This window comes from Weissella koreensis KACC 15510 (genome assembly GCF_000219805.1).
GTDB classification, from domain to species: domain Bacteria; phylum Bacillota; class Bacilli; order Lactobacillales; family Lactobacillaceae; genus Weissella; species Weissella koreensis.
This window is the reverse complement of sequence record NC_015759.1, coordinates 421,768-433,562: the sequence shown is the minus strand read 5'-3', so window position 1 is coordinate 433,562 and position 11,795 is coordinate 421,768. Positions and strand designations below refer to the sequence as shown.

At 34.5% G+C, this 11,795-nt stretch carries 12 protein-coding genes and 1 other annotated feature; all 12 genes read left to right on the top strand.

What is annotated here, in order from left to right:
* The first annotated feature begins 4 nt into the window (after nt 1-4).
* A complete protein-coding gene (rplI, locus tag WKK_RS02120; protein WP_006845863.1) occupies nt 5-457 on the top strand; it encodes a 50S ribosomal protein L9 in 453 nt (150 codons plus the stop codon).
* Nucleotides 458-474: 17 nt separating this feature from the next.
* Nucleotides 475-1,881, top strand: coding sequence for a replicative DNA helicase (dnaB, locus tag WKK_RS02115; protein ID WP_013989303.1), 1,407 nt, complete (start codon nt 475-477; stop codon nt 1,879-1,881).
* Nucleotides 1,882-1,962: 81 nt separating this feature from the next.
* Nucleotides 1,963-2,032, top strand: a sequence feature (ribosomal protein L21 leader region).
* A gap of 27 nt (nt 2,033-2,059) precedes the next feature.
* A complete protein-coding gene (gene rplU / locus WKK_RS02110) occupies nt 2,060-2,362 on the top strand; it encodes a 50S ribosomal protein L21 (RefSeq protein ID WP_013989302.1) in 303 nt (100 codons plus the stop codon).
* A gap of 29 nt (nt 2,363-2,391) precedes the next feature.
* Nucleotides 2,392-2,703 carry a 50S ribosomal protein L27 gene (gene rpmA, locus WKK_RS02105; RefSeq protein WP_006845860.1) on the top strand — a complete coding sequence of 104 codons (312 nt, stop codon included), beginning with the start codon at nt 2,392-2,394 and terminating at the stop codon, nt 2,701-2,703.
* Nucleotides 2,704-4,181: 1,478 nt separating this feature from the next.
* Nucleotides 4,182-4,961 carry a nicotinamide riboside transporter PnuC gene (gene pnuC / locus WKK_RS02100; protein ID WP_013989301.1) on the top strand — a complete coding sequence of 260 codons (780 nt, stop codon included), beginning with the start codon at nt 4,182-4,184 and terminating at the stop codon, nt 4,959-4,961.
* Nucleotides 4,962-5,234: 273 nt separating this feature from the next.
* The gene (locus tag WKK_RS02095; RefSeq protein ID WP_081461278.1) at nt 5,235-6,323 is read left to right on the top strand and encodes an acyltransferase family protein; all 1,089 of its coding nucleotides are present in this window, start codon (nt 5,235-5,237) and stop codon (nt 6,321-6,323) included.
* A 190-nt stretch (nt 6,324-6,513) separates the two neighbouring features.
* The gene (locus tag WKK_RS02090; RefSeq protein ID WP_013989299.1) at nt 6,514-7,560 is read left to right on the top strand and encodes an FtsX-like permease family protein; all 1,047 of its coding nucleotides are present in this window, start codon (nt 6,514-6,516) and stop codon (nt 7,558-7,560) included.
* A gap of 2 nt (nt 7,561-7,562) precedes the next feature.
* On the top strand, nt 7,563-8,231 hold the full coding sequence (locus tag WKK_RS02085; RefSeq protein ID WP_013989298.1) for an ABC transporter ATP-binding protein: 669 nt from the start codon (nt 7,563-7,565) through the stop codon (nt 8,229-8,231).
* A 166-nt stretch (nt 8,232-8,397) separates the two neighbouring features.
* Nucleotides 8,398-8,868 (top strand): flavodoxin, encoded by a 471-nt coding sequence (locus WKK_RS02080; RefSeq protein ID WP_013989297.1) that lies wholly within the window; start codon nt 8,398-8,400, stop codon nt 8,866-8,868.
* 13 nt (nt 8,869-8,881) lie between these two features.
* Nucleotides 8,882-10,207, top strand: a complete 1,326-nt coding sequence (locus WKK_RS02075; protein ID WP_013989296.1) for an MFS transporter — start codon at nt 8,882-8,884, stop codon at nt 10,205-10,207.
* A gap of 65 nt (nt 10,208-10,272) precedes the next feature.
* Nucleotides 10,273-10,926: an NAD(P)H-binding protein gene (locus WKK_RS02070; RefSeq protein ID WP_013989295.1), complete on the top strand. Its 654-nt coding sequence runs from the start codon at nt 10,273-10,275 to the stop codon at nt 10,924-10,926.
* A 41-nt stretch (nt 10,927-10,967) separates the two neighbouring features.
* Nucleotides 10,968-11,786, top strand: a complete 819-nt coding sequence (locus tag WKK_RS02065) for an aldo/keto reductase (RefSeq protein ID WP_242821451.1) — start codon at nt 10,968-10,970, stop codon at nt 11,784-11,786.
* Nucleotides 11,787-11,795: the final 9 nt, after the last annotated feature.

The window sequence follows — 11,795 nt, the reverse complement described above, 5'->3', positions numbered from 1 at the left end:
AAAGATGAAAGTTATTTTCTTAGAAGATGTTAAAGGCCGTGGAAAAAAGGGTGAAGTTAAAGAAGTCCCAGATGGTTACGCAAATAATTTTTTAATTAAAAATAAAAAAGCAGAAGTGGCAACTAATGCGAATGTTTCAGCATTGCAAGGCCAAAAGCGCGCGGCCGATCGAGAAGCTGCAGAAGAAATCAAACTGGCTCAAGATTTAAAGACTAAATTAGAACAAGAAGATTCAGTGATTGAATTAAAAGCAAAAGCTGGATCAGATGGTCGCTTATTTGGTGCAATTTCATCTAAGCAAATTGTAGTGGCCGCTGAACAACAATTAGGTATCAAGTTGGATAAACGTAAGATGGACATGAAGGAACCAATTCGCTCATTAGGGTATCGGAATGTGAAGGTTAAGCTTCATAAGAACGTCGAAGCTAACCTCCGTATTCATACAGATGAGCAATAAAAATAGGAATTAAAAGTATGGCAGATGAAGTCGTTGATTATAAAAGCGCACCTCAAGATAGTTTTGCGGAGCAGGCTGTTTTAGGATCAGTTTTAATTAGTACAGATCCCACCGATACGTTGGCTACCATTAGTAGTATTGTCAGTGTTAATGACTTTTTTCAAACCAGAAATCGCTTGATTTATCAAGCGATGTTAGCTGCAGATGATAGTGGGCGTCCAATTGATCCGTTAGTTTTGCAAGATCAGTTGAGCAGTATGAATCAATTGGAAAATTCCGGGGGTCCCAGTTATTTCGCTGAATTGGGAATGATTGTGCCGATTGCCAGTAATGCGGCGGTTTATGCACAAATCGTCAAAGATAAGGCTTTAAGGCGTTCATTATTAGACGTTTTAGCTGATGGAACGGAATCAAGTTATTCTGATGTTGAGCCGGTGGGAGATCTGATTGCTCGGATGTCGGGTTCATTGGATAACATTGATATTAATGACGGGGATGCTGATTTTCAAGCTATTTCGCAAGTTGTTAATGAATCCTTTGACCAAATTGAACGTAATGCACGGACGGATGACAAAATTACCGGACTAGCTTCTGGCTTTCGAGAATTAGATAACTTAACGACTGGTTTTCATCCTGGTGAAATGGTAGTAGTGGCGGCTCGTCCAGCAGTTGGTAAGACGGCCTTTGTTCTAAATGTAGCGCAAAAAGTGGCGGTGATGAATCCTGGCTTGCCAGTCGCCATTTTTTCTTTAGAAATGCCAGCGGTTTCTTTGGTGAATCGGATGTTAGCTTCAGAAGGTAATATTAATTCGCAAAATATGCGAACTGGATCGCTGACCGACGAAGAGTGGAGTAAATTAACGATTGCTATGGCTTCTTTGAGTGGCACACAACTTTATATCGATGATACTGCAGGAATTAAAATTACGGAGATTCGATCTAAACTAAGGCGCTTAAAAAAGAAAACTGGTCAACTGGGGTTAGTCATTATCGATTATTTACAACTGGTTGAAGGAACTACGAATGAATCTCAACAACAAGCGGTTTCTTCGGTTTCTCGAAATATTAAAAAAATGGCAATGGAATTGGAGGTTCCAATTATCGCCCTTGCTCAACTTTCGCGTGGAGTGGAACAACGTCAGGATAAAAGACCAGTTCTATCTGACATTCGGGATTCTGGATCAATTGAACAGGATGCAGACATTGTAGGGTTCTTGTATCGTGAAGATTATTATCGCCAAGAAGATGAAAATGGAGATAATAATACTGCTGGTACACAAGATGAAGACGGACCCATTGAATTGATTATTGAAAAGAATCGATCTGGATCACGTGGGACAGCCAAGATGTTGTTTCAGAAAAATTATAGTAAGTTTTCAAATTTTGATTACTATCATAATGATGAAGATAATCCATTTAGATAACATTTTTGATGTAAAAACCAATTCAAGTCTTGAAAAGTTCAAGTAAATAAAGTAAAATAATAATGTTGTGTTTGTGGCTTCCACAAACTGCAACCACTCGAACCCCGTTTTAAAGTCGTCGACTGCGGATAAGGTGAGTCTAAGTTATATAATATATCTAATAGGAGGTCTCATACTCATGGCATCATATGCAATCATTGAGGATGGTGGAAAGCAATATAAGGTTTCTGCCGGTGACGTAATTTACGTCGAAAAGAAGGACGCTGCAGAAGGTGACAAAGTTATCTTTGACAAAGTTGTCTACGCAGATGGTACTGTAGGTGCACCTTACGTTGACGGTGCTTCAGTTTCTGGAACTGTTGCTAAGCATGGTAAGGAAAAGAAGGTTGTTACTTTTAAGTACAAGCCAAAGAAGCACTCACACAGTAAGCAAGGTCACCGCCAACCTTATACTAAGGTTGTCATTGACACTATTGCTTAATCGTACATCGAATATAGGAGGATAAAATCATGCAATTGAATTTGACTAACTTGACGATGCTTGCCCACCACAAAGGTGGAGGTTCATCTGCTAACGGACGTGATTCAGCAGGTCGTCGCCTAGGTACAAAGCGTGCCGATGGACAAGACATCAAGGCAGGATCAATCATTTACCGTCAACGTGGAACACACATCTACCCAGGGGCAAACGTTGGTCGTGGAAATGATGATACTTTGTATGCCAAAGCTGATGGTGTGGTAAAGTTCGGTCGTTTGGGCCGTGACAAGCGCCAAGTTTCAGTTATTTCTCGTGAAGAGTATAAGACTGTTATTGCAAAGTAATTTTAAAAATTAATTATAATAAAGTCCATTAGGTAAATATCTGATGAGCTTTTTTGTGTTGTTTTTGAAAATATATAGAAGATATTATTTTAATGGTTTTTAATAAGGTCGTTTATATTAATTAGGAATAGATGTCACTTGTTGTCACTTTTCATAGTCTTTGAATCGAAGATTATGAAAAATATAACTAAGATATTTTAAGGCACTTTTGCCCTTGCGAGCCTAATTTGTATTTTTAATATTACACATTGTTAGTTTTAATTTAAATAGATTCATTCTAAATAACAATACGATATTTTTTAAGTTGATGTCTCTTATTGGGCAGTTATCTTAGTCTATGAAACTAAGTATTGGGAAATTAAAATCAAATATTTTTGAGTCACTTTTGGTACGTTCGGCACTAATTTGATATAAAAAGATAATGTTAAAATAAAAATATATTAGTTATAATGTTCGGGTATTTTTACATTCTTTTTTAATTGTAATAAAAGATAAAAAGGAGAGAGACTTTGAACGATTCAAAAGGAAAACCATATGTTTGGAAGCACTTCAGACCCTTAAGATTTCTAAAATAGAGGACTTGAGTAATGAAGAAGAACGATGTGGAAAAGGAAAATTAATTGGTAAGAATTAACTTTAGTGGTGAATGTTAATAGGATATACCAAAGATAAAGTGCTTTTATCTTAGTTTTAGCATTGCTTGCTGGATTATTAGTTTGGAAGAAACGTAAGTAATTTATTAAAAAATTAAATACTTTTGATGAAGCATTTGGAGTTTAAAGAATAAAGTATTTAATATTGGGACTAAAAAATATTTAAAGGAGCTCATTAGTTGGACTGATGAGCTTTTTAATTTTATAGGAGATATGTTGGAAGTAATATTGGAAAAATCACGTTATTATTTTGACTTATGGGGTTAATAAAATTATGTGAACGAAATCGTAAAATAATTAAGTTGAAAAAGATAATAACGAGCGTATAATAAATTAGGTCGATTTTTGTCAGCTTTTATCGGAGCTGCTCATAAGTTTTATGAAAAAATAAGATATTAATTAAATCGGTAAAGTTAATACTCCAGATTAAAAAAGTAATAATTGTAAAATAACTTAAATTTGATGAAAGATAAAAATAGAACGTTTGGTAAGTTCTTTATAAAATTAAGTTAAAAATTATTGAATATTATTAAAAAAATTATCTAATTATGATCAAAATGGTAGGCTAGGTGGGCGAACAGGAAACGATTTAATCGTTTGTAGCCAGATATATTAAGCTAGTACATGAGACCTAGAATGTCGTTATAAAACTTATCTATGGGCGAAGTTAAGCGCGCATTAAATAAAAGAACTTTAGCTGTACTGCAGCTAAGTCAGACGGTCAAACTCTGACAGAAATAAACAACCGGGCCTGCGTGATGGTCAATAAAAGGAACTGCAGTCGAACGTTATATAAGATGAAGCAGATAATTGGTAATTTTTTTCATGCAACACGTAAGTAAGTCTCATTTGTCAGATAATATTTTTAGTAACCTTTCTGGGAAAGAAGTTAAGGCTAATTTTAAAGAAGTATTGTCTCCACAGTTTTATGTCCGAGGCGTTTCTGGATGGTCAAAAACGTACTATGCTTTTTGGGCATTCGGACTAGCAGTATTAACATATACCGGTTTCGTTATGACGCCATTTAATACTCTTTCGATTCCGTCATGGTTGGGATCTATTATTGGCTTTACCTGTGTATGCGCCATTTCTAACAGTTCTCGTCTTCAAGGCTTGGCAGGTTTGATTTCTGCAGCGTTAATTGCTTCAGTTTCTATAGCTACAGGAAATTACGCTAATGCATTTATGCAATTTGTTTATGGAATGACGCTTGATGTAGGTTCTCTTATGATTGGGGATCGCTGGACGGCCCGTGAAACCCATAATATGGATAAATTTGGATATATTATGCTTTCACTTGGTGGAATTTTGTTATGGGCCTTCTTATTTTTCATGGATCTGAATGTTTTTCATAGCCCTCGAGCTGTGATTGATTCATTTGAAGCGACCCTGGGAGTTATGTCAGGGATGCTTCTTTTGTTCCGTTATAAATCAGCCTATATTGGATTTACCTTTAGCGGAATCTTTTCGATCGTGTTATGGGGGATTACATTGAAGTCTGGCCATCCGGATTCTTTGGTGTTGTTCTTTAACTATATTTTGTATTTGATGAACGATGGATTTGCTTTGACCATTAGCTCTTGGTCATACAAGAATAAAAAATAAAATTTAAAAATAAAAGATATCTACTATAGTGGTAGATATCTTTTTTATATATTATCTAAATATCAATTTTTAGTTATTAAAATTTAGATAAGTATAAAGTAGTATGAAAAGGGTATAATTACATAATAATATTGCTTTTTGTATAGAAGAAAGCAAAAAGATTCTGATAAAATAGTTTATTTAATAAATATAATTGAAAGTATGACCAAAAGTAGCTGAGATGAATGGAATAACTATTAAAAAACTTAAAATGTAGAATGATTGGGACAAAAAATGAATAAATCACGAATTAAATATTTAGATATAGCTAGAGGGTTAGCTATGATGATGGTAATCGCTGGACATATTATTCAACCAGAAATTTTAGGGAATACGCTGAGATATTACTTGTTTGCGGTACATTTGCCACTTTTTTTAATTATTTCTGGAATTTTATTTAAAGAAAAAAATTATAAAAATCTATTAACTAAGAATATTTCTAAGTTAATATTACCTTACCTGATAGGGGTCTTATTAACGATTTTAATGTTTATTATTGAATACTATCAACCGTGGTCATCCTTTTTGCATTATGTAGTAGTTAAAAATTTAAATTCTGTTTCACAGACGGTATTAGCGTCCATATTGGTTAACGGAGGAGATTATTACGCGTTTTTACCTCAATTTGGTGTGAAAATAGGAGCGATTTGGTATCTAGTTGCCTACTTTGAAGCAAGTTTCCTTTTTAATGCTATTATTAAATTTGTTAGAAGTAGGATAAGCCAAATAATTATTATCATTGCATTAACAGGATTGGGTTATGGAATTGGTATTTACACAGCACTTCCTTTTCAAATTTTATCGGCATTAGTTATGCTTCCGTTTTTAGGAGCTGGGTACTATACCAAGAAATATTGGTTAGATGCATCGCAGTGTAATTTAAAAATAGATGTGGGCTTAAGTATTATTGGAGTTATTCTATGGGTGTTATCAGCACAGAAAGGTATTTTGTTACTAGTATCAGCAGAAGCTACACAAGGACCTATTCTTGGGACAGTTGCAGGAATAATGGGTAGTTTTGCTTTATTAATTTGGATACGTAAGCTAGAAAATATTACATGGTTTAAATTTTTCATTCCGTTATCAATTCAAATTGGACAGGTTAGTTTAATGATGTTGGTTGTTCATACACTAGATTTAAATGTATTCCCATTAAGCGCTTGGACCATGAAAGTTTTACATATATTTATACATAGTGAAGCGTTAGTAAATTATATTGCGATGTTTACTGCAATAATATATGCATTTATTGGAGCCATAATTTTACAATTTATTTTTGATAAAACGGAAGCATATATTAAAAATAATTTAAAGTTCATCTAAAAATATAAGCATGTCGAGTTATTAATTTAATTGGCTTTATTATTATTCATATATCGATAAAAAGTATGGAAAGTTATTAATATATATAATCATAAAATTTTCAATAAATTTTCATAAATATGCGAAAAGATGTTCGAAAAAATATATAATTGAATACAAAGTTCATAAGTCATCTTATAAGGAGAAAATTATGTTTCTAGCCATTAAAGAAATGTTGCATGAAAAATTACGTTATGGTTTGATCGTAGCTTTAATATTTTTAGTCAGTTATTTATTAATTATTCTCAGTGGATTAGCTACCGGACTCGCAGATCTTAACAAGGCTGCTGTTACGGAATGGCAGGCCAATAGTATTGTATTAAATCGTGATGCTGAGGGAAGGATGCCACAATCTTTTATTTCATCAAAGGAAGTAGATACCTTATCAAAAAGTGGAGCCAAAATTTCTCAATATAGTACCCTAGTTAAATCAGAAGCTGGTTTAAAAGAAAATGCCCAATTAATTGGGGTTGATTCAGATTCCTTTATCTTTAAGAAGCTGCAAGCAACAAGTGGGCATAAGACATCAAATCAAAATGAAGGTTTAGTATCAGATCAATTTAAAAATGATGGATTCAAAGTTGGCGATTATATTAAAGTCGCTAATTCTGACGTGAAAATTAAAATTACCGGCTTTACGCCTAACGCTACCTTGAGTGCTTTACCAGTTGTTTATACTTCTATGCAAACGATTGAGCCTCTCAATGGGGGTGTAATCAACGCGGTTGTGTTCAAAAATGAGCCTAAAAATTTAACGTTGCCTGAAGGAACTAAAAAATTAAAGATATCTGAATTTATTGATAAGTTGCCTGGTTACAGTGCTCAACAATTAACCTTTAACTTTATGATTGGTTTCTTGTATATTATTATTTTGATTGTTATTTCAATTTTCTTATACATTTTAACCGTTCAAAAATTACCTAATTTAGGGGTTCTAAAAGCTCAAGGAGTTTCGACGAAATATCTAGTGTTAAGTACATTATTCCAATCATTTGTGATGTCAGTGATCGGTGTAGCCTTTGCGATTGTCTTGGGCGAAATTACAGCAGCCGTCTTGCCAACTGAAGTTCCAATTGCGATTGCGACTGGTAATGTTGTTGTGACAGGAGTAGGTATTATTGTGATGTCTCTGTTGGGGGCATTAATCCCAATTCGACAAATTACTAAAGTCGATCCTTACAAAATTATTGGAGGTTAATTATGGCTAATTTAATTTTTGATTCCGTAAAAAAGGTTTTTGGGGAAGGTAGCAGTAAGTATGTGGCCCTTGAAAATATCAATTTCAAAGCGGAAAGTGGTCAATTGATTTTGGTTGTTGGCCCATCTGGTTCCGGGAAAACAACTTTTTTGACGATTGCCGGAGGACTACAAACGCCTAGTGAGGGTGAAGTTACTATCAATGGGAAGCAGATTACAAGTTTGTCCCAAAAAGAGCAGACCAAGCTTCGTCTTGAAAAAATAGGCTTCGTCTTACAATCTTATAACCTAGTTCCCTTCCTAACTGTTGAAGAACAGTTTAAATTGGCGGATAAGGTCAAAGAAAATAATCTAACTGATAAGGAAATGCAGGAGTTACTTAGTGATCTAGGGCTATTAGATTTACAAAAGAAGTATCCTAATGAATTATCTGGTGGGCAAAAACAACGTGTGGCCATTGCTAGGGCCTTATACACTAATCCAGATTATATTTTGGCCGATGAACCGACTGCAGCTTTGGATACAGATCGATCGCTAACGGTGATCAATTTATTGAAAAATCTGGCTCATGAACGCAATAAAATTATTATTGTCGTAACCCATGATTTGAGATTGAAGGATATGGCTGATAAGGTTTATCAAATTATTGATGGAAAAATGACCCAATTATAAATTAATATATGATCTTTGAATTAATGGTCGGAAAAATTCGGTGGTGAACCGATTTTTTCGGCTTTTTTTATTTAAATGAAAATTTAAATAAAAAGCTTGCTTTGGAGTACACTCCAAAGAATATACTTTGTTTTATTAAGTAAGCACAAGGAACAAGGAGATAGCAATGAATAAAAGTATGATTATGTATTTTTCGATGAGTGGGACCACGCGTCAAGCAGCATTAGAGCTACAAAAACAAACTACCGGACAACTATTTGAAATTAAAGCAAAAGTTCCGTATCCAAAGTCTTATGAAGACTATGTAGAAGTTGGGAAAGAACAATTAGATCATAATATTGAACCAGAACTCAAAGAAGCGTTACCTAATTTAGATGCTTATGATTTGATCTATTTAGGCTTTCCAACGTGGTGGCAACAACCACCAATGATTATTCACACCGTATTAAACGATGCTAAGTTAAGTGGAAAAATGATTGTACCTTTTACAACAAGTATGAGTACAGACATTGAAGCATCTACCAAGGTGATTAGAAGTTTGACCGAAAAATCAGATATGAAAATTGAAGATGGATTTAGATATGATCCTACTATTCGTCAATTTACTGGACGGACTAATTTATCAGATTTAATTTAAGAATGGGGAAATCATGACAAAAAAAGCAAATAAATTTGGGGTCGTTTTATTTATAATTTTATTCTCGTATTTTTTAATACTTATGGATAATTCGATTATATTTACCAGCACGGTTAAAATTGCTCAAGATTTACATATGGACCAAGTAACTTTATCTTGGATTTCAAATGCTTATACTATTACATTTGGTAGTTTCTTGCTATTAGCTGGTCGGTTGGGTGATTTGATTGGTCGGAAAATGATATTTATGATTGGCCTATTGATTTTTGGCCTATCAAGTATGATGATTGGATTGACTGATTCAGCATTAATGATGATGATCTTTCGGGCGATTCAGGGAATTGGTTCAGCAATTATTGCGCCAACGTCTTTAGCTTTATTGATGGATTACTATGAAGGTCAAATGCGGATGAGAGCTATTTCGTATTACGGAGCAACGGCAGGAATTGGATCGAGTTTTGGTTTGTTGTTAGGTGGATGGTTGACTAGTGCCATTTCTTGGCGAGCTGGATTCTTAATCAACGTACCTTTTGCCGCATTCTTGTTAATCTTAACGCTCTTTAAAATTGAAAATACTACCACAATTAAGCGCCAAATTGACTACGTGGGCGCTATCTTATCAGTTTTGATGGCAGCTATCTTTGTTTATGGAATTACTAGTAATAATTTAATGTTAATTATTATTTCCCTCATCATTGCCGGTGGCTTTGTATATTATGAAAACAAAATTTCTTATGCCTTAATTCCAATGAGCTTATTTAATAATCGAATTCGGTCTGGATCATATATCGTGAGGTTTTTGTTCATGATGGCAATGCTAACATACTGGTTTATTTTGCCACAAATTATGCAAAACATGTATCACTTTACACCGCTTCAATCGGGAATGGGCTTTTTGCCACTCACCATCGTTAACTTTTTGGCTGCCTTATATTTACCTAGATTAACGAATAAGCTTGGAAATAAAAAGGTAATGTTGTTAGGACAATCAATTTTATTGCTAGGTATGGTCATTTCATTGTTGATCGATCCTAAAGCTGGATATTTGCTTACAATGGGACTACCAATGATCTTGATTGGGTTAGGTCAAGGTTGGTTATTAGCTCCTTTGACTGCAGCTGGGGTTACTGATGTCAGCGCAGAACAAGCTGGGGCAGCTTCTGGGATGACCAATGTCGCCCATCAATTAGGTGGACCAGTTGGGTTATCAATTGTGGTGATGTTTAGCTCGAGCATTACCGATATGTCCCAATATTATCAAGTAGTGATGGCCTTCATTAGTGTATTTTCATTGATTGGCTTACTAATAATCATCTTAATGAATAAAAATAAGAAATAGGCTTTGACTTGGAGTTAGCTCTAAGGTGTTTAATTTAGATATAGATTAAGAAAGAAGAATTTAATATGACTAAAAAAGTTTTGATTATTGCTGCTAATGGACGAATTTCACGTTTAATTGAACAACGTTTGTTATCAGAAAGTAAATTTGATGATGTTGAATTAACTTTATTTTTAAGAGATAAAAGTAATTTGAATAGTCTAAAAGACAATTCAAGAGTAACAGTAATAGAAGGAAGCTTAGATAAACTTGATGACGTTAAAAATGCTGTGGCTAATCAAGACCTTGTCTTTGTAGGAGTTGTAGATCATACAGAAGATAATAAGCAAACTAAAAATGTAGTTGAGGCTATGCAACAAAATCAGGTTGGGCGAGTGATTTACACTAATGTTTTGGGAATTTACGATGAGGTCCCAGGTGAATTCGGTCGTTGGAATAAGGCTCAAATTGGGCGTGGGTTATCGTCAGCCTTACGCTCTGATGAAATTTTAAAAACATCAGGTTTGGATTATACAACGCTACGATTACCTTGGTTAAATGATCGTGAAATTAATTATGAAATTACGCACGCTGATGAAACTTATCTCGGCGTTTCAGGATCTAGAAAAAGTATCGCTGATGTGGTGCTAAAAATTATTGATAATCCTGAATTTTTAAATCATGATAGTGTCGGGATTGCTGATGCTAATACGCAAGCTGAAGTAAGACCAGTTTATTAGAAAGACGAATTGCTATGAAAAATATTAATAAAAATACGATAATGCCTGAACTAGGTTTTGGGGTTTATCAAGTCACAGATCATAATGAAGCTAAACAAGCGGTGATTGATGCTGTGGAACAAGGCTATCGGCTAATTGATACTGCTGCTAGTTATGGAAATGAGCGAGCCGTGGGTGAAGCATTACAAGCAGTTAGTGTAGACCGACAGGATTTATTTATTACAAGAAAATTGTGGGTCGAAGATGCTGGTTATGAAGCGGCTAAAAAAGCAATTCAAGCTTCGCTAGATCGTTTACAGTTAGAATATTTGGACCTTTACTTAATTCATCAACCGTATGGTGACATTTTTGGGGCTTGGAAGGCAATGAGTGAAGCTAAAGAAGCTGGTTTAATCAAGGCGATTGGGGTATCAAACTTTTCACCAGCCCAGATTACTAATTTAGCGGAATTTACTGGAGTTAAACCAGAAGTTAATCAAATTGAGGTCAATCCTTTTAATCAAAATCAGAGTGCGGTAAAATACTTACAAGCATATGGGGTACAAGTTGAAGCCTGGGTCCCATTTGCAGAAGGTAAGAATGGTCTATTCACAAATGAAGTATTGAGTGGAATTGGTCAAAAGTACCATAAATCAGTTGCTCAAGTTGTCTTACGTTGGCTACTTCAAAGTAATATTATTCCTGTCTCAAAGTCGACTAAATCAGAACGAATGGCTCAAAATATTGATGTCTTAGACTTCGAATTAACCACTGAAGATTTGGAATTAATTAAAACTTTAGATACTGATGGGAGCCAATTTTTTTCACATGAAGATCCGGAAATGATTAAATGGATGGCAAGTCGGCATTTAGAATATTAGGAGTTAATG

What these genes read in the sequence shown, in the direction of transcription:
- WKK_RS02085 (WP_013989298.1), top strand. Translation starts at nt 7,563, where the DNA reads ATGGCTAATTTAATTTTTGATTCCGTAAAAAAGGTTTTTGGGGAAGGT.
- WKK_RS02080 (WP_013989297.1), top strand. Translation starts at nt 8,398, where the DNA reads ATGAATAAAAGTATGATTATGTATTTTTCGATGAGTGGGACCACGCGT.
- rplI (WP_006845863.1), top strand. Translation starts at nt 5, where the DNA reads ATGAAAGTTATTTTCTTAGAAGATGTTAAAGGCCGTGGAAAAAAGGGT.
- WKK_RS02090 (WP_013989299.1), top strand. Translation starts at nt 6,514, where the DNA reads ATGTTTCTAGCCATTAAAGAAATGTTGCATGAAAAATTACGTTATGGT.
- WKK_RS02065 (WP_242821451.1), top strand. Translation starts at nt 10,968, where the DNA reads ATGCCTGAACTAGGTTTTGGGGTTTATCAAGTCACAGATCATAATGAA.
- rpmA (WP_006845860.1), top strand. Translation starts at nt 2,392, where the DNA reads ATGCAATTGAATTTGACTAACTTGACGATGCTTGCCCACCACAAAGGT.
- WKK_RS02075 (WP_013989296.1), top strand. Translation starts at nt 8,882, where the DNA reads ATGACAAAAAAAGCAAATAAATTTGGGGTCGTTTTATTTATAATTTTA.
- WKK_RS02095 (WP_081461278.1), top strand. Translation starts at nt 5,235, where the DNA reads ATGAATAAATCACGAATTAAATATTTAGATATAGCTAGAGGGTTAGCT.
- WKK_RS02070 (WP_013989295.1), top strand. Translation starts at nt 10,273, where the DNA reads ATGACTAAAAAAGTTTTGATTATTGCTGCTAATGGACGAATTTCACGT.
- rplU (WP_013989302.1), top strand. Translation starts at nt 2,060, where the DNA reads ATGGCATCATATGCAATCATTGAGGATGGTGGAAAGCAATATAAGGTT.
- dnaB (WP_013989303.1), top strand. Translation starts at nt 475, where the DNA reads ATGGCAGATGAAGTCGTTGATTATAAAAGCGCACCTCAAGATAGTTTT.
- pnuC (WP_013989301.1), top strand. Translation starts at nt 4,182, where the DNA reads ATGCAACACGTAAGTAAGTCTCATTTGTCAGATAATATTTTTAGTAAC.